The organism is Streptomyces sp. NPDC101152, assembly GCF_044768275.1.
Taxonomy (GTDB): domain Bacteria; phylum Actinomycetota; class Actinomycetes; order Streptomycetales; family Streptomycetaceae; genus Streptomyces.
Genome location: NZ_JBIWPO010000007.1, coordinates 154,179 through 170,840, shown reverse-complemented (window position 1 = coordinate 170,840; position 16,662 = coordinate 154,179). Strand labels below are relative to the sequence as shown.

13 protein-coding genes and 2 pseudogenes are annotated in these 16,662 nt (G+C 71.6%); 2 read left to right on the top strand and 13 right to left on the bottom strand.

Translation table 11 applies throughout. The annotated features are described in order from the left end of the window. Nucleotides 1–20 precede the first annotated feature (20 nt). The 8 genes and pseudogenes from ACIRVK_RS12265 to ACIRVK_RS12230 all read right to left on the bottom strand — a co-directional run bounded on the left by ACIRVK_RS12265 (nt 21) and on the right by ACIRVK_RS12230 (nt 10,397). A complete protein-coding gene (locus ACIRVK_RS12265) occupies nt 21–884 on the bottom strand; it encodes a carbohydrate ABC transporter permease (protein WP_404245906.1) in 864 nt (287 codons plus the stop codon). Beyond that, a complete protein-coding gene (locus ACIRVK_RS12260; RefSeq protein ID WP_404245904.1) occupies nt 881–1,858 on the bottom strand; it encodes a carbohydrate ABC transporter permease in 978 nt (325 codons plus the stop codon). Before ACIRVK_RS12260 ends, ACIRVK_RS12265 begins: the two co-directional genes overlap by 4 nt. Nucleotides 1,859–1,914: 56 nt before the next feature. Further along, nucleotides 1,915–3,249: an ABC transporter substrate-binding protein gene (locus tag ACIRVK_RS12255; protein WP_404245902.1), complete on the bottom strand. Its 1,335-nt coding sequence runs from the start codon at nt 3,247–3,249 to the stop codon at nt 1,915–1,917. A 155-nt stretch (nt 3,250–3,404) separates the two neighbouring features. After that, nucleotides 3,405–4,487, bottom strand: coding sequence for a substrate-binding domain-containing protein (locus ACIRVK_RS12250; RefSeq protein ID WP_404245900.1), 1,083 nt, complete (start codon nt 4,485–4,487; stop codon nt 3,405–3,407). An 88-nt stretch (nt 4,488–4,575) separates the two neighbouring features. Beyond that, nucleotides 4,576–5,143: pseudogene (locus ACIRVK_RS12245) on the bottom strand (hemerythrin domain-containing protein). Between the two features lies 1 nt (nt 5,144). Continuing rightward, nucleotides 5,145–6,331, bottom strand: a pseudogene (locus tag ACIRVK_RS12240) (hypothetical protein). Between the two features lie 123 nt (nt 6,332–6,454). Continuing rightward, a complete protein-coding gene (locus tag ACIRVK_RS12235) occupies nt 6,455–6,946 on the bottom strand; it encodes a DUF1360 domain-containing protein (protein ID WP_404245898.1) in 492 nt (163 codons plus the stop codon). Nucleotides 6,947–7,022: 76 nt separating this feature from the next. Further along, nucleotides 7,023–10,397 carry a pyruvate carboxylase gene (locus ACIRVK_RS12230; protein ID WP_404246142.1) on the bottom strand — a complete coding sequence of 1,125 codons (3,375 nt, stop codon included), beginning with the start codon at nt 10,395–10,397 and terminating at the stop codon, nt 7,023–7,025. A gap of 259 nt (nt 10,398–10,656) precedes the next feature. Here ACIRVK_RS12230 and ACIRVK_RS12225 point away from each other — a divergent pair, with 259 nt between their 5' ends. Together ACIRVK_RS12225 and ACIRVK_RS12220 are read left to right on the top strand one after the other, a co-directional pair. Continuing rightward, complete coding sequence (locus tag ACIRVK_RS12225; RefSeq protein WP_404245896.1) at nt 10,657–11,016, top strand: DUF779 domain-containing protein; 360 nt, start codon at nt 10,657–10,659, stop codon at nt 11,014–11,016. Between the two features lie 75 nt (nt 11,017–11,091). Further along, nucleotides 11,092–12,339 (top strand): phosphodiester glycosidase family protein, encoded by a 1,248-nt coding sequence (locus ACIRVK_RS12220; RefSeq protein ID WP_404246140.1) that lies wholly within the window; start codon nt 11,092–11,094, stop codon nt 12,337–12,339. A 12-nt stretch (nt 12,340–12,351) separates the two neighbouring features. Here ACIRVK_RS12220 and ACIRVK_RS12215 read toward each other — a convergent pair whose 3' ends face one another. The 5 genes from ACIRVK_RS12215 to ACIRVK_RS12195 all read right to left on the bottom strand — a co-directional run bounded on the left by ACIRVK_RS12215 (nt 12,352) and on the right by ACIRVK_RS12195 (nt 16,618). Further along, nucleotides 12,352–12,546 (bottom strand): hypothetical protein, encoded by a 195-nt coding sequence (locus ACIRVK_RS12215; protein ID WP_404245894.1) that lies wholly within the window; start codon nt 12,544–12,546, stop codon nt 12,352–12,354. A 129-nt stretch (nt 12,547–12,675) separates the two neighbouring features. Further along, nucleotides 12,676–13,758: an acyl-CoA dehydrogenase family protein gene (locus ACIRVK_RS12210; protein WP_404245892.1), complete on the bottom strand. Its 1,083-nt coding sequence runs from the start codon at nt 13,756–13,758 to the stop codon at nt 12,676–12,678. Then, nucleotides 13,755–14,936: an acyl-CoA dehydrogenase family protein gene (locus ACIRVK_RS12205; protein ID WP_404245890.1), complete on the bottom strand. Its 1,182-nt coding sequence runs from the start codon at nt 14,934–14,936 to the stop codon at nt 13,755–13,757. Before ACIRVK_RS12205 ends, ACIRVK_RS12210 begins: the two co-directional genes overlap by 4 nt. Beyond that, the gene (locus ACIRVK_RS12200; RefSeq protein WP_404245888.1) at nt 14,933–15,910 is read right to left on the bottom strand and encodes an NADPH:quinone oxidoreductase family protein; all 978 of its coding nucleotides are present in this window, start codon (nt 15,908–15,910) and stop codon (nt 14,933–14,935) included. Before ACIRVK_RS12200 ends, ACIRVK_RS12205 begins: the two co-directional genes overlap by 4 nt. 117 nt (nt 15,911–16,027) lie before the next feature. After that, on the bottom strand, nt 16,028–16,618 hold the full coding sequence (locus tag ACIRVK_RS12195) for a helix-turn-helix domain-containing protein (protein WP_404245886.1): 591 nt from the start codon (nt 16,616–16,618) through the stop codon (nt 16,028–16,030). Nucleotides 16,619–16,662: the final 44 nt, after the last annotated feature.

The window sequence follows — 16,662 nt, the reverse complement described above, 5'->3', positions numbered from 1 at the left end:
GAACTCCTCAGCGAGCCGGGCTACTTGACGGCGCCCGCCGTCAGTCCGCTGCGCCAGAAGCGCTGCAGCAGGACGAAGGCGAGGATGAGCGGGAGGACGGCCAGCAGCGAGCCCATGATCACCACGGGGTAGTAGTCGGGCTCGACGGTGGCCTGGCTGTTCCACGTGTACAGGCCGAGGCTGACGGGATACAGCTTCTGGTCGGACAGCATCACCATCGGGAGGAAGAAGTTGTTCCAGATGGCGGTGAGCTGGAAGAGGAAGACGGTCACCAGACCTGGCCCGAGCATGCGCAGGGCAACCCGGGAGTACATGGTCAGCTCCCCCGCGCCGTCGATCCGCGCGGCCTCCAGGACCTCGTCGGGGACGTAGCCCTGGCTGAAGATGCGCCCGAGGTAGACGCCGAAGGGGTTGAACAGGACCGGGATGAACACCGACCAGAAGGTGTTGACGAGCCCGGTGCCGGATGCCATCAGGTACAGCGGCAGGGCGAGGACGGTCTGCGGGACCATGACGGCCGCCAGAACCAGCCCGAACAGCTTCTCCTTGTGCCGGAAGCGGTACTTGTCGAAGGCGTAGCCGCAGGCCACGCTCACCAGGGCGCCCACCGCGGCGCCGAGGACGGCGTACAGGAGGCTGTTGAGGTACCAGCGGCCGTACTGGCCGCCGTCCATGGCGAACAGGTCGTGCAGGTTGTGGCCGAAGGAGAAGTCCTTCAGGGACAGGATGTTGCTGCCGAACAGCGCGTCGCGGGTCTTGCCGGCGGCGATGACCAGCCACAGCACGGGCAGCAGGGTGTAGAGGACGGAGAGGGCGACGACCACGTTGACGGTGGCCCGGCCCAGCATCCTCGGGCGCAGCAGGGTGCTGTCGGCGGCGCTCATCGGGCCTCCTGAGTGCGGTCGAGCCGGCTGGTCCAGCGGGTGACCGCGAAGGACAGGGCGATGGTGCACAGCAGCAGCACCACCGAAGCGGCCGCGGCGAGGCTGTAGTTGTTGCGGGTGAAGGCCGCGTCGTAGATGTACATGCTCGGCGAGAAGCGGGAGCTGATCATCGGGGAGGACTGGCTGAGCAGCATCGGCTCGGTGAACAGCTGCAGGCCCCAGATCAGGGTGAACATGGCGACCATCACGATGGAGGCGCGCACCAGCGGGGTCTTGACCTGCAGTGCCGTGCGCACGGGTCCCGCGCCGTCGACCACGCTCGCCTCGATCACCTCGCGGGGCACGGCCTGCAGGGCGGCGTAGAAGACCACCATGTTGTAGCCGAGGTTGCTCCACAGGGCGATGTTCACGATCGAAGGGAGCACGGTGTGCAGGCCGAGGAAGTTGACCGTGATGTCGGCCTTGCCGAGCAGTTCGACGATCGGGCTGATGCCGGGCGTGTAGAGGTACAGCCAGATCAGGGCCGCGATGATGCCGGGCACGGCGTGCGGCAGGAACAGGCCGAGCTGCGCCGAGGCCCGCAGCCGTACGACTCCGGAGTCCAGCAGCAGCGCCAGGGCCAGAGAGCCGATCACCATGAGCGGGATGTAGAGCAGGCAGTACAGGGCGACCGTGCCGAGCCCGGACAGGAACGTCGGGTCGGTCAGGACGGCGGTGTAGCTGCGGAACCCGACGAAGATGGTGCGGGCGGTGCCGAAGCCGAGGCCGGGGTGGTCGTCGCCGTAGAAGCTGAGGTAGACGGCGGTGCCGACGGGGATCAGGAAGACGGTCACCAGCAGCGCGAAGAAGGGCGCCATCAGGACGCCTGCCGCGCCGAGTTGACGGCGCCGGGCCGCCTTGCGGGTGCGGCGGGCGGAGGCCGGCGGGGTGGTGGGCAGAGCTGCGGGCGGGGCGTGCTGGGTGGTCGCGGACAACGGGGTTCACCTGCCTTTCGGGCGGCTCAGGTGGGGTGCGGGGCCTTGCCGGCGGCTCACGTACTGTGCTCGGTGGTGGCCAGGCCCAGGGCCTTCAGGTCGGGCATGGTGCCCTTCTGGGCCGCGCGCACCGCGTCGATGAGGCTGCCCTGGCCGCCGCCGACGCGGGCGAAGCCGTCCTGCATCACCTTTCCGGTGGCGGTCATCCGCGGGCCCCACACCCAGCCGTCGCGGATCTTGCGTGCCTCCTGGTCGAAGAGGGTGTAGATGTCCTGCCCGCCGTAGTACGAGCGGTCGAAGGCCTTGCGGTCGACGGGGACCAGGCCGGGTACGGCCGGGTACTGGCTGCTCGCCCCGCTGGACAGCCGGGCGCGCAGGGCGTCCGGGTGGGAGACCTGCCACTCGATGAACTCCATGGCCGCCTCGGGGTGTCTGCTGTCCTTGGTGACGGCGAAGGTGGAGCCGCCGTGGGTGCCGACCACAGGGCGGTTCTCGTCCCACTGCGGCACCGGGGCGATCCGCCACTTCCCCTTCTGCTGGGGCTGCTTCTTCATCTGCGCACCCGCGTCCCAGGCGCCGGTGAGCCGGGCCAGCAACAGGCCGCCGGCGACCTGCGCGTCGTACTGGCGGCTGTCCATGGCGTTGACGAACACGACGTCCTCGTCCATGAGTTTCTGCCAGTACGCCGCCACGCGCCGGGTGGGCGCGTCGGCCAGGGAGACGTTCCAGGCGCCGTGAGAGGTGTCGAACCACTGGGCGCCGGCCTGCCAGCAGTGGGCGGCGAACGGCGTGGCGAGGCTGTCGGTGGGGAACAGGGCGAGGCGCCGCTTCGGCGCCTCGCGTCTGACCGTGTGCGCGAGGTCGGCGAACTCGTCCCAGGTGCGGGGGACTTGGAGGCCGTACTGCTCGAAGAGGTCGGCTCGGTAGTGCATGACCATCGGCTCGACGTCGAGCGGGACGCTGAAGGTGCGGCCCTGGAAGGTGGTGAGGCCGAGTGCCTGGGGCAGGAGCTTGGCCTTGAGGGTGTCGCTGATCATGCCGCTGATGTCGCGGGCGACGCCGTCGATCGCGAAGCCCGGTATCTGCGGATACTCGATGGTCGCGACGTCTGGCGCGTTGCCGGCTCGGGCTGCGTTGGAGAGCTTGGCGTAGCCGCCCTGGGTGCCGGACGGGATCTGCTGGAAGTCGACCTTGATGCGGTCGTGGGTGCGGTTGAACTCGTCCACCACCTGCTGGCTGCCGCGCAGGGCGGACCAGAAGGTGATGTGCGTGGTCCCGCTGGTGCTGCCCGCCGTGGTGGCGCCCTTGCCGCTGCAGGCGCTCACGGCACCGGTCAGGGGCAGGGCGGCCAGCGCGGCGAGCACGGATCGACGGCTGCGTCGACCAGGCATCGGGCCTCCCGAGGCTCCGGCGTGCCCCGGTGGGCACGACCTGTTCGAGTCACCGGAATCCTCTGCGGTCGTCGAGAAACGGTCAATAGATCGATCAGAAGAAAATAAAGCGGTCAAACGCTCATCTGTCCCTTACGGCGCCGCACGCTTCCCCGTCACAGGGCCCGCGTCGAGCCCCGCACGGTGAGCGTCGGCAGCAGTTCGACGCGCTGTACCGAGCGCCTGCCGTCCTGGCGGGCGCCGTCCAGGCGCCGCAGCAGCAGCTCCGCAGCGACCCGGCCGACCTCGCCCTTGGGCGGCGAGACGGCGGTCAGCGGTGGGCTGCCAAGGCCGGCCACCACGTCGTCGTAGGCGACGACGGAGCAGTCCTCGGGAACGCGCACGCCGTTCTCGGCGAGTTGCTGCACCAGCATCAGCGCGTCCACGTCGCCATGCAGGACGGCGGCCGTCGCACCCGTCTTGCGCAGCAGCGCCGCCAGGTCCGTCACGTCGGTGGGCTGCCGGTCGGGGGCGAGGCGGGAGGAGCTCAGCGCCCAGGTCCACTCCTCCACCAGCGGATGGGTGCCGGCGATCTCGGTGAAGGCGGCGCGCAAGGTGCGGGCGGTGGGGCTGTCGTCGCGGGTCGCGAACACCAGGCGCCGGTGGCCGAGGCCGACCAGGTGCTCCACGGCGAGGTGGGCGCCGTACCAGTGGTCGGAGCAGACCGAGTCCATGGCGTGCAGCGCGCTGCCCTTCGGGGGCCGGCGCTCCATCAGCACGGTCGGCACCTCCAGCGCGGCGAGCCAGCGGTAGTCGTCCTCCTCCGCGACGGGGCTGCGCCAGCGCGGCGCGAGCAGCACGGCGCGGGCGCCGTCCGCGAGTGCCCGCTCCACCTGGGGGCGCTCGGCACCGGGCACCTGCGGTGCGATGTGCAGGGCGACCCGCAGGCCGGCGGCGTCCAGGACGGTGCGGGCGCCGTGCAGTGCCTCGTAGAGGTAGGAATGGCGCTCGGGCACGACGACGGCGACGGTGTCGCCCTCCCCGGCGGCGCGCTCGGGCAGCTCCTGCGCGGGCAGCGTGGAGCGGACCACGCCGTGCCCGCGCCGCAGCTTGCCCTCGCGGGTCAGCTCCTCGACGTCCCGGCGGACGGTCACCACCGACACCTGCAGCTCGGCGGCGAGGTCGGCCACCCGTGCCGTACCGCGCGCCTGCACCGCGGCGAGGATCCGCCGCCGCCTGAGATCGACCGGCTCACGCATACGGCCTCCGCCCCGGAAGTGTTCGTTTGACCGATCCGAGCACCATCATACGATCGCGAAGGCCGCAGCGTGACCGGCCCGACCGAGGTCAGCCGTCCTTGCCCATGGCCTTGCGGACGGCGTCACGAGTGCGGTCGACCAGCGCGGCGAGGGGGCCCAGAGTGAGGTTCTTCGCTGCGGACTCGGTGCCGGGGTGGGGGTGGGTCGGAGCCATGGCCTCGGCGGCGCGCAGTGCCGTCGCCATGGACGCCAGCCGTGCCTTGTCCGCGGTGCGGCGGATGTGGAGGAACTCGTACCGTTCCTCGGAGCGCGCGTGCGCCATCACGTCCCCCCCGCAGCGCGTCGAGTTCGGGCAGGAACTTGGGGTCGTCGGTGTCCATGCCCTCGAGTCGGCCGAGCACCTCCTTCGCCTCACGTTCCTCGGCGAGCCGGGCCACCACCACGGCGCCGCCGTCCGGCACCGAGGTGCGGGTGAAGGGGTGGACGACCTCCTCCTTGGCCGTCTCGTGCACGGCGAGCCGGACCAGGCGGCGGAACGCGGCCTGCCGTTCGTCCCCGGTGGCCTTCTCGACCTCGTCGAAGAGGTTGCGGATGTCGCCGTGCTGGCGCATCAGCAGGGCGACGACGTCGGCGTCGTCGGCGGCGATACCGGCCATGTCAGTCCTTCTCCCGTGAGGCGACGTCGGGGTGCTCCCCCTCGGTCTGGTGCCGGTACTCCCGGCCGAAAAGCTCCCGGTGCTGGGCCATCACCCGCTCGCTGGGCGGCTCCTCGCCGCCGTGGATCTGCTCCTGCATCAGCTCGAACCGCTCGTGCGCCTCCCGGACGTAGCCGGCGCTCAGCGTGGTCAGGTCCATCTGCGTGTCGAGAAGTTCGCGCAGGTAGGCCTTGTTCGGCTCGAAGGTGAGGACGTCGGGCAGCTCGGGCGCGAGGAGCTCCTGCGGTTCGCGGCCATCGTGACGGCGCATCAGATCGCAGGCGTTACGGAGGTGTTCGAGCTCCATGTTCAGGTGCAGGTCCCAGATCGCCTTCACCTTGGGGTCGGACTCCTGCTCCATGAAGGAGTGGTAGAGGCAGCACTCGTTGTACTCGTGGTTGACGAGCTGCTCCCACCAGGTCTCGCCCGGGTCGACCAGCGACTCGTAGTGCGTGACGTGCTCCTCCTCGATCAGCCCGATCTCCTGGTCGAGCTGGCGGGCGATCGGCTCCATGTACGGCGGGCCGACGTTCAGGTAGAAGTTCATGGTCTGCTGCTCGGCCGACATCACGGTCAGCGCGTGCAGCCTGGACAGCGGGTTCACGGTCGTCCGATCGTACGGCTCGCGGACGTTGTCGGCCGGGTGGCGGTGGTGGAACCTGGTCGGGCGGCCCGGCATGACCTCGGTGAGGTTCTCGACGATCGAGTCGGCCTTGCGGTGTTCGATCATCTCGTAGAGGTTGGCGTACCGGTACAGGTGGTCGAAGTCCTCCAGGACGCCGAACTCGTAGGCCTGCCTGAGGTAGGGGTCGGGTTCGTGGCGGGCGATCCAGCCGGTGAGGTCCACCGCGACCTGCTCGTAGGAGATCGTGGTCTCCAGCACCGAGGACAGTCCCGGCAGCAGCCAGTTGACGACCTTCTACTGCTGCGCCTCGGTGTAACGGACCTCCGCCAACTCCGTTTGCCGTCAATGTCGGGACAGTGCCGCGCCAACTGGTGGTTGAAGAGGATCGCCTCGACCTCGATGCCGTTCATCGTGATGATCCGGCACTTGGTGTACGGGTCGCCGCGGTCGGGGTCGACGGGCTCGACGTCCAGCTCGCGCCAGCTGCGAACCTGACGGTCGAGGGGGATGCCGCGGTGTTCCAGGGGATCGAAGCCCGTAAGGGGCCTCCCGGGGGTGAGTACCGTAACGGGTCGGCGCCGGTACCCCGCCCCCACTTTCTCACCACACCTGTGAAGCCGTGTGACGGCTTCCGGCCGGCACCTCGCTCACTCGGCGTTCTGTTGTGTCCAGGTCCAGGCGTACTGCAGCCAGTCCGACATGGTCACCGCGCCGAGGCCCGCGCAGACCAGGCGGGTGGCGCGGGGCACGGCGGTGTACGCGCAGACCAGGGCGCCGGCCGCCCAGACCGAGACACAGAACGGGCAGGACACCAGGTCGCCGACGGCCCGGCGCACGCCCTTGCCGCGCGGTGCGTCCATGACCTCCGCGGCCTCGCCGTCCCCCTGGCGTTCGGTGAACGGCGCCCGCACGAAGCTGGTGATCTTGTCGTTGGCCAGCAGCCTGGAGGTCTTGTAGGTGGCCGCTCCCAGCAGGGCGACGTCCCACGGGGGCACCTGCCGGGGCGGCCGTACGCCGCGTGCCCGGACGGCCGCGGTGAAGCCCGCGAGGCCTGTCACGAAGGTACCGGCGAGCACGGCGTATCCCGCGAGGGGAGTGTCGCCCTGGTCGTCGTAGCGTGCAGTGTCCGCAACTGTCATGGCACCCTCTCCGGCCTTTCCGACGGCCCGCACCGGGTTTCCCGATACGGCCGTCGGAATCGTCGGGGAGAGGGGTTCAGCCGATCTCGACGAGCAGGTCGCCGCCTTCCACCTGCTGGATCCGGTTGATCGCCAGCCGGTTCACGCGGCCCGCCTTGGTCGTGGTGATCGCGGCTTCCATCTTCATCGCCTCGATGGTGGCCACGGTCGCGCCGGCGTCCACCTCGTCGCCCTCCGTGACCGCGAGGGTGACCACGCCCGCGAAGGGCGCTGCGACATGGCCGGGATTGCCGCGGTCGGCCTTCTCGGTGGCCGGGATGTCGGAGGCGGCGGCCGTGTCGCGTACCTGGATCGGCCTCAGCTGCCCGTTCAGGGTGGACATCACCGTGCGCATACCCCGCTCGTCGGCCTCGCCGACCGCCTCCAGTTCGATCAGGAGGCGCACGCCGGGCTCCAGGTCGACGGCGTACTCCTTGCCCGGGCGCAATCCGTAGAAGAAGTCCTTGCTGTCGAGGACGCTGGTGTCGCCGTAGGCCGCGCGGTGCGCCTCGTACTCGCGGGTCGGGCCGGGGAACAGGAGGCGGTTGAGGGTCGCGCGCGGCTCCTTCGCCAGGCCCTCGCGGTCCTCCGGCGTCAACTGCTGCACGGGCTTGGCGGGGCCTCGGCCCTCGAGCGCCTTGCTGCGGAACGGCTCGGGCCAGCCGCCGGGCGGGGTGCCCAGCTCGCCGCGCAGGAAGCCGATGACCGAGTCGGGGATGTCGTAGCGGTTCGGGGCCGCCTCGAAGTCGGCCGGTGTCACCCCGGCGCCGACGAGGTGCAGGGCGAGGTCGCCGACGACCTTGGAGGACGGGGTGACCTTGACCAGCCGGCCGAGGATGCGGTCGGCGGCCGCGTACAGGTCCTCGATCTCCTCGAAGCGGTCACCGAGGCCGAGCGCGACGGCCTGGGTGCGCAGGTTGGAGAGCTGGCCGCCGGGGATCTCGTGGTGGTAGACCCGCCCGGTGGGCGAGGCGAGGCCCGCCTCGAAGGGGGCGTAGACCTTGCGGACGCTCTCCCAGTACGGCTCCAGGTCGCCGACCGCCTGGAGGTCGAGGCCGGTGGGCCGCTCGGAGTGGTCGGTGGCGGCGACGATCGCCGACAGCGACGGCTGGGAGGTCGTACCGGCCATGGAGGCGACCGCACCGTCCACGGCGTCCGCGCCCGCCTGGATCGCGGCGAGGTAGGTGCCTAGCTGGCCGCCCGCCGTGTCGTGGGTGTGCAGGTGCACCGGCAGGTCGAACTCGCGCCGCAGCGCCGAGACCAGCTTGGCGGCGGCCGGGGCGCGCAGCAGGCCGGCCATGTCCTTGACCGCCAGGACGTGGGCGCCGGCCTCGACGATCTGCTCGGCGAGGCGCAGGTAGTAGTCCAGCGTGTACAGGCGCTCGTTCGGGTCGGACAGGTCCGAGGTGTAGCAGAGGGCGACCTCGGCGATCGCGGTGCCGGTCTCGCGGACGGCGTCGATGGCGGGACGCATCTGGCCGACGTCGTTGAGGGCGTCGAAGATGCGGAAGATGTCGATGCCGGTGGCGGCGGCCTCGTGCACGAAGGCGTCGGTGACCTCCGTCGGGTACGGGGTGTAGCCGACGGTGTTGCGGCCGCGCAGCAGCATCTGCAGACAGATGTTGGGGACGGCCTCGCGCAGGGCGGCCAGCCGCTCCCAGGGGTCCTCGGCGAGGAAGCGCAGGGCGACGTCGTAGGTGGCGCCGCCCCAGCACTCAAGGGAGAGCAGTTCGGGCAGGGTGCGGGCGACGACGGGCGCGACGGCGAGCAGGTCCTTGGTGCGCACCCGGGTGGCGAGCAGCGACTGGTGGGCGTCGCGGAAGGTGGTGTCGGTGATGCCGATGGTCGGCGACTCGCGCAGTCGGCGGGCGAAGCCCTCGGGACCGAGCTCGACGAGCTTCTGGCGGGAGCCGGCGGGCGGCTCGCCGTCGGGCAGCGGGGGCAGCTTGGTGGTCGGCTCGATCAGGTCGGGGCGCTCGCCGTGCGGCTTGTTGACCGTGACGTCGGCGAGGTAGGTGAGCAGCTTGGTGCCCCGGTCGGCCGAGGAGCGGGCCGTCAGCAGATGCGGGCGCTCCTCGATGAACGAGGTCGTCACCCGTCCCGCCTGGAAGTCCGGGTCGTCCAACACCGCTTGCAGGAACGGGATGTTGGTGGCCACACCGCGGATGCGGAACTCGGCGACGGCCCGCCGGGCCCGCCCGATCGCGGCGTTGAAGTCCCGTCCCCGGCAGGTGAGTTTGACCAGCATGGAGTCGAAGTGCGCGCTGATCTCCGTACCGGCGTGGGTGGTTCCGCCGTCGAGCCGGATGCCGGAGCCGCCGGGCGAGCGGTAGGCGCTGATGCGGCCGGTGTCCGGGCGGAAGCCGTTGGCGGGGTCCTCGGTGGTGATACGGCACTGCAGGGCCGCGCCGTGCAGTTTCACCGTCTCCTGGGAGAGCCCGAGGTCGGCGAGGGTCTGGCCGGAGGCGATGCGCAGTTGGGCCTGGACCAGGTCGACGTCGGTGACCTCCTCGGTGACCGTGTGCTCGACCTGGATGCGCGGGTTCATCTCGATGAAGACGTGGTTGCCGTCCCGGTCGAGGAGGAATTCGACGGTGCCCGCGTTGCGGTAGCCGATCTCGCGGGCGAAGCGGACGGCGTCGGCGCAGATGCGGTCGCGCAGTTCCGGGGCGAGGTTGGGCGCGGGGGCCAGCTCGATGACCTTCTGGTGGCGGCGCTGGAGGGAGCAGTCGCGTTCGAAGAGGTGGATGACGTTGCCCTCGCCGTCGGCGAGGATCTGCACCTCGATGTGGCGGGGGTCGACGACGGCCTTCTCCAGGAAGACGGTCGGGTCACCGAAGGCCGAGGCCGCCTCGCGGGAGGCGGCCTCGATGGACTCGCGCAGCTGGGCCGGGCCCTCGACGCGCCGCATGCCGCGACCGCCGCCGCCGGCGACTGCCTTCACGAACACCGGGAAGCCGATCTCCTCGGCTGCGCGGACCAGTTCGTCGACGTCGTTGGAGGGCGCGGAGGAGCCGAGCACCGGTACGCCGGCGGCGCGGGCGGCGGCCACGGCGCGCGCCTTGTTGCCGGTCAGCTCCAGGGTCCGGGCGCTGGGCCCGACGAAGGTGATGCCCGCGTCCTCGCAGGCCTTGGCCAGCTCTGGGTTCTCCGACAGGAAGCCGTAGCCCGGGTAGACGGCGTCCGCGCCCGCCCTGCGGGCCGCGCGCACGATCTCCTCGACGGACAGGTACGCCCGCACCGGATGCCCCGGCTGGCCGATCTCGTACGCCTCGTCGGCTTTGAGCCGGTGCAGCGAGTTGCGGTCCTCGTGCGGGAAGACGGCGACCGTCCTCGCGCCCAGCTCATAGCCGGCGCGGAACGCCCTGATCGCGATCTCACCACGGTTGGCGACCAGCACCTTGCGGAACATCGCCGCTCCCTTCAGCCTGCCGATGACGTCCCCCATGGTGTCGGTGACATGCCTGTCTGGCCATGTGAGCCGGGCCACTCAAGGGGTGATTTTCGGGGGCGTTCTGTTGATCTCCACCTCGCACGGGCCACGGCACCGAAATCGGCCGGAACGCCGAGCCCCGGGGTGCATCGCCGTGCTACGACCGCAGGGGCCACGCCGGAGGCCTGGAAGAGGGCGTGCAACCCTCTCGCAACCTCGGGTGCGCTGTCCTGGCCCCATGGACGAGGAGACCCCGCGCGTCGAACTCACCCCCGCGGCCGCCGACCTGCTGCGCCGGCTGCGGGCCACGCACGGCCCGCTGATGTTCCACCAGTCCGGCGGCTGCTGCGACGGCAGCGCGCCCATGTGCTACCCCGACGGCGAGTTCCGCACCGGCGCCTCCGACGTGCTGCTGGCCGAGCTGCGGGTGGAGGGCGTGCCGGAGCCGGTGACCTTCTGGATGTCACGGAATCAGTACGCGGCCTGGAGCCACACCCGGCTGATCGTTGACGTCGTGGCGGGCCGGGGCAGCGGTTTCTCACTGGAGGCACCCGAGGGGGTGCGTTTTCTCACCCGTTCTCGTGTAGTCGACGCCTAGCCATCCCGCGCGCCGCCGTCTTCTGCTGCACTTCCCCCTGGTACCGGGACAGTTGACGAGACCTCAGGGAGAATGGTGACGCTACGTCAGAAGCGTTTCGCAGCAGGCAGATCCAGCAGAACCGTCCTCGCGTTCCTCACGGCCCTCAGTGCGTCGGCCGGTGCGGCCCTGGTGGGGGCGGCACCGGCCGACGGCGTACCCGCCGTCACCACGATCGCGCGGGGCGTCACCTACCGGCAGTTCGACATCCGGGGGACCAAGGGGCTCACTCACGCCCATCTGGTGACCGTCGACCTGCGCGACACGCACGTCCGGCTCGACCTGCTGTATCCGGGTGCGGTGGCCGCCCGGGCGGCCGTCTCCCGGCTGGCCGACGCGCAGGGTGCGGTCGCCGGAGTCAACGGCGACTTCTTCGACATCAGCGAGGCCCAGCACCCGGGCGTCGAGGCCACCGGCTCGACCGACGGACCGGCGATCGTGAGCGGCCACGTACTGAAGGCTGCGGTGCCGGACGGCCAGCGGTTCGGCCCGGCGCTGCCCCCGGGTACCGGCACCGAGGACGTGCTCGGTGTCGGCGCCGACCGCAGGGCGCGGCTGGACCGGCTGGCCCTGGCGGGCGCGGTGAGCACACCGGCGGGGCGCATGCCGCTCGACGGGCTCAACCAGTTCGCGCTCCCGGTGAACTCGGTCGGCGCGTTCACCGCGGACTGGGGCGGCGTCTCCCGGGTGCGCGCCACCTGCGGCACGGACACCGACCGGGCGGCCGCATGCAGCACGGACACCTATGAGGTGACGGTCCGGCACGACCGGGTGGTGTCGACGTCCGGTGTCCCGGGCGCGGGCACCATCGCCGCGGGCACCACGGTCCTCGTCGGCCGGGAGGCGGGCGCGGACCGGTTGCGGAGGCTCGTGAAGGGCGAGCGGGTGAAGGTGAGCCACCGCCTGGTCGCGGCGGCGTCCGGTACCCCGTACCGCTTCGCCCTGGGCGGCTACCCGGTGCTCAGGGGCGGACAGCCGCCGGCCGGGCTCGACGACACCGCGGCGGCCGTGCGGACGGCCGTCGGCATCGCGGACGGAGGGCGACGGGTGCTGCTGTTCGCGCTGGACGGCACGCCCCGGTACCGCAAGGGCCTGACGATCGCCGAAGTCGCCGCCGAGATGCGGGCGTTGGGCTCCGTGGACGCCTTCAGCCTGGACGGCGGCGGCTCGAGTACGCTGGTCGCCCGCGCACCGGGCGCGAGCGGCGTGAGCGTCCGCAACCACCCGTCCGGCGGCGCGGAGCGCCCGGTCCCCGACGGCATCGGGGTCTTCGTCAGGCCATGACCACCGGCGGCCTCACGGGCGCAGACCGCTGACGATGTCGGCGGTCGCCGTGAGGCCGCTGTGGATGGTGGGCGCCATGCTGGTGCCGGCCAGGAAGAAGCCGAGCAGCACGCAGACCAGGGCATGCGAGAACTTCAGTCCGCCGCTGCGCACGAAGATCGCCGCCAGGATCAGGAACAGCAGCACCCCAGAGATGGAAATCGCCATCGTCAACCTCCTCCGCCACGCCGCACGTGCGGTTCACGGCTTTCGGCCGCAAGTGTGACGTAGCGGAGGGTTCGTCCGGGCGGCTGACCTGTCCTCCGAACGTGTGGTTCTCAGACCGGCCGGTGACCGTCAGGGGGCCCGCAGGTCGACGAGGTCGGCCACGGCGTCGCGGTGGGCGCCCGCCGTGCCGTAGGCGATCGAGTCGGCCTTGGCCCGCTTCAGGTACAGGTGGACGGGGTGTTCCCAGGTCATGCCGATACCGGCGTGCAACTGCAGCGCCTCCTCGGCGGCGTGGACGGCGACGGGCACCGCGTAGGCCTGGGCGACGGCCACCGCGAGGTCGGCGTCCTCACCGGTCGCCAGCGCGTCGGCCGCGTTCCGGGCCGCGGCACGGAGGCCCGCGACCTCCAGCCACAGCTGCGCGAGCCGGTGCTTGAGCGCCTGGAAGCCGCCGACGGGCCGGTTGAACTGCTTGCGCTCCTTCAAGTAGCGCACGGTCTCGGTCAACGTCCATTCGGCGAGCCCGAGTTGCTCGGAGGCAAGGAGCCCGGCACCGGCCCGCAGCGCACGCCGTACGGCGGGTCCGGCCTCGCCCAGGTGCCGGCCCCGGGCGCCGTCGAGTGTGACGGTGGCCAGGGGCCTGGTGAGGTCGAGGGAGACCTGCGGGGTGACGGTCGCGTCGGAGGCCTCCACCGCGTACAGCTCGCCGTCCTCGGCCGGCACCAGCAGCACGTCCGCCACCGCGGCGTCCGCGATGCCGGTCAGCTCCCCGTGCAGGGTGCCGTTCTCCAGCCGTACGGCGGGGAACGCGGTGCCGGGGGCGCGGTGCAGCCCGACCGCGAGCACCCCGATGGCGCGCCCGCAGGCCAGCCGGCCGAGCAGTTCCTCGTCCCCGCACTCAAGGAGGGCCTCGGTGGCGACGACGGCGCTGGTGAGGTACGGCACGGGAGCGACCGCGCGGCCCAACTCCTCCAGGACCACGGCGACTTCGCGGTGGGTGGCGCCCTGCCCGCCCTGCGCCTCGGGCACCAGCAGACCGGCGAGCCCCATGCCGTCCGTGAGGGCCTTCCAGGCGGCGAGGTCGTGCGGGGCGTCGGACTCGCTGCGGGCGATGACGCCGGGCGCGTCGCAGTGGTCGGCGAGCAGGTCCCGTACCGCGGACCGCAGCGCCTCTTCCTCCTCCGAGTACAGCAGGTCGGGCTGTGCGCTCATCGGGACAGGTCCTTCCAGGCGACGTCCTTGTCGGTGCGCGGCTCGGCGGGGAGGCCCAGGACGCGCTCGGCGACGATGTTCAGCAGGACCTCGCTGGTCCCGCCCTCGATGCTGTTGCCCTTGGAGCGCAGGTAGCGGTAGCCGGCGTCGCGGCCGGTGAAGTCCACCAGCTCCGGGCGGCGCATGGTCCAGTCGTCGTACAACAGGCCTTCCTCACCGCGCAGTTCCACCTCCAGGCCACTGATCTCCTGATTGAGGCGGGCGAAGGCGAGCTTCATCCCGGCGCCCTCGGGCCCGGGCTGTCCCGCGACGAGCTGCTGGCGCAGGCGCTCGGCGGTCAGGCGGGAGACCTCGGACTCGACCCAGAGCTTCAGCAGCCGCTGGTGCAGGTCGTGGGTGCGCAGCTCGGGCCGCTCGCGCCAGGTCCTCGCGACCGGGCCGATCATGCCGCCCTCGCGGGGCAGCCGCATGCCGCCGATGGCGACGCGCTCGTTGTTCAGCGTGGTCTGCGCGACCCGCCAGCCGTCGCCGACCTCGCCGAGGCGGCGCGCGTCCGGGATGCGGACGTCGGTCAGGAAGACCTCGTTGAACTCGGCCTCGCCGGTGATCTGCCGCAGCGGGCGGACCTCGACGCCGGGGTCGGTCATGTCGCAGAGGAAGTACGTGATGCCCGCGTGCTTGGGCACGTCCGGGTCGGTACGGGCGATGAGGATGGCCCAGCGGGCGAGGTGGGCGCTGGAGGTCCACACCTTCTGCCCGTTGACGACCCAGCTGTCGCCCTCCCGCACGGCCCGGGTGCCGAGCGCGGCCAGGTCGGAGCCGGCACCCGGCTCACTGAACAGCTGGCACCAGATCTCCTCCCCCGTCCACAGGGGCCGCAGGTAGCGCCGCTTCTGCTCCTCGGTCCCGTACTTCAGGATGGTCGGCGCCGCCATGCCCAGCCCGATGCCGATACGCCGGGGATCGTTGTCGGGGGCCCCGGCCGCCTCCAACTCGGCGTCCACGACGGCCTGGAGGGACCGGGGCGCGCCCAGTCCGCCGAGGCCCTCGGGGTAGTGCACCCAGGCCAGCCCCGCGTCGAAGCGGGCCCGCAGAAAGTCGAGGCGGTCGGTGGTGGCCGGCGGGTGCGCGGCCAGCAACTCCCGGGTACGGCTGCGCAGTTCGGCTGCGTCGGTCATGCGGCGGCTCCCTTCCGCGCTGACGGGACGATGACGACCCGGCCGGTGGTCACGCCGTCGGCGACGCGCTGCACGGCGGCCGCGGCCTCGTCCAGCGGCACTCGCTCGCTGACCAGCGGCTTGATGGCTCCCCGGGCGGCGAGTTCGGTGAGCTGCTCGTGGCAGTGGGCGATCAGCTTCGGGTTCTTGGTGCCGTACAGGCCCCAGTGCAGACCGAGGATCGAGTAGTTCTTCACCAGCGCGTGGTTGAGCCCCGGCGCGGGGATGGTGCCGCTGGCGAAGCCCACGACGACGATCCGTCCCTCGAAGGCGACGACCTTGGTCGACTGCGTGTAGGCCTCACCGCCGACGGGGTCGTAGATCACGTCCGCGCCCCGGCCCCCGGTGGCCTCTTTCACCGCGCCGACGACGTCCTCGGCGCGCCGGTCGATGACGACGTCACAACCCAGCTCCCGGGCCACGACCGTCTTCTCGGCGCCGCCGACGACACCGATGACCCGCGCCCCGGCGGCCTTCCCCAACTGCACGGCCGCGCTGCCGACCCCTCCTGCGGCAGCGTGGACCAGCAGTGTCTCCCCGGCCTCCAGGTGGGCCCGGCGGTGCAGGCCGAACCAGCCGGTCTGGTAGCCGATGTGCAGCGCGGCGGCTTCGGCGTCGTCCAGCGAGTCCGGCGCGGGCAGCGTCGCCGCGGCGTCGGCGACCGCGTACTCGGCGAAGCCGCCGAACGGCAGCGCGGGGTTCGCGATCACGCGGCGCCCGTCCTCGGTCTCGCCGCAGATCTCCACGCCGGGCGTGAAGGGCAGCGGCGGACGGACCTGGTACTGGCCCCGGGCCATGAGCACGTCCGGGAAGTTGATGTTGGCGGCCCGCACCTTCAGCAGCACCTGGCCCTCGCCGGGCGTGGGCGGCGCCACCTCCGCGAGGCGCATCACCTCACTCGGCTCGCCGTTCTCGTGCACTTGCCATGCCTGCATGCGGTGCCTCCACGGGACTGCGTCGACTGCGTCGTCCGACCGGTCCCTCGCATACTAAGCGGTCGCTTGCCCACCTGGGAACCGCCCTGTGATGACCGTGCGCACGGCGCCAGTTCCTCACGACCGCTTGGGGCGGGCCCGCACATGCATGCGCTCGCCCTGCGGCCCGAACAGGCTCAGGCACTCCACCGGCCCGTCCCCCGTCGACCCGAACCAGTGCGGCACCCTCGTGTCGAACTCGGCCACCTCCCCCGGTCCGAGCACCAGGTCGTGCTCGCCCAGCACCAGACGCAGCTGCCCGGACAGCACGTACAGCCACTCGTAGCCCTCGTGCGTCCGCGGGTCCGGCTCGCGCCTCCCCGGCGCCGTGAGGATCTTGTACGCCTGGAGCCCGCCGGGCTGCCGGCTCAGCGGCCAGAACGTGTGCCCGGCCCGCTCCAGCGGCTTGGCCCGCACGCGCGGATCGCCGACCGGCGGGGCGCCGACCAGCTCGTCCAACGGCACCTGGTGCGCCCGCGCGATCGGCAGCAGCAACTCCAGGCTGGGCCTGCGCAGCCCGGACTCCAGCCGGGACAGCGTGCTCACCGAGATGCCGGTGGCCGCCGAGAGCGCGGCGAGCGTGGCGCCGCGCTCCTTTCGGATCCGCCGCAACCGGGGGCCGACCTCCGCCAGGACCTCGTCCGTGTCACCGCTCAGCGCGTCTTCCATGAGGTCATTGCAGTTTCGGCAAACAGGTTTGTCAATGCGGCAGT

Coding starts and splice junctions, on each gene's coding strand:
- ACIRVK_RS12210 (WP_404245892.1), bottom strand. CDS start 13,758: ATGAGCGCACAGCCCGACCTGCTGTACTCGGAGGAGGAAGAGGCGCTG.
- ACIRVK_RS12200 (WP_404245888.1), bottom strand. CDS start 15,910: ATGCAGGCATGGCAAGTGCACGAGAACGGCGAGCCGAGTGAGGTGATG.
- ACIRVK_RS12205 (WP_404245890.1), bottom strand. CDS start 14,936: ATGACCGACGCAGCCGAACTGCGCAGCCGTACCCGGGAGTTGCTGGCC.
- ACIRVK_RS12235 (WP_404245898.1), bottom strand. CDS start 6,946: ATGACAGTTGCGGACACTGCACGCTACGACGACCAGGGCGACACTCCC.
- ACIRVK_RS12195 (WP_404245886.1), bottom strand. CDS start 16,618: ATGGAAGACGCGCTGAGCGGTGACACGGACGAGGTCCTGGCGGAGGTC.
- ACIRVK_RS12265 (WP_404245906.1), bottom strand. CDS start 884: ATGAGCGCCGCCGACAGCACCCTGCTGCGCCCGAGGATGCTGGGCCGG.
- ACIRVK_RS12215 (WP_404245894.1), bottom strand. CDS start 12,546: ATGGCGATTTCCATCTCTGGGGTGCTGCTGTTCCTGATCCTGGCGGCG.
- ACIRVK_RS12230 (WP_404246142.1), bottom strand. CDS start 10,397: ATGTTCCGCAAGGTGCTGGTCGCCAACCGTGGTGAGATCGCGATCAGG.
- ACIRVK_RS12225 (WP_404245896.1), top strand. CDS start 10,657: ATGGACGAGGAGACCCCGCGCGTCGAACTCACCCCCGCGGCCGCCGAC.
- ACIRVK_RS12255 (WP_404245902.1), bottom strand. CDS start 3,249: ATGCCTGGTCGACGCAGCCGTCGATCCGTGCTCGCCGCGCTGGCCGCC.
- ACIRVK_RS12250 (WP_404245900.1), bottom strand. CDS start 4,487: ATGCGTGAGCCGGTCGATCTCAGGCGGCGGCGGATCCTCGCCGCGGTG.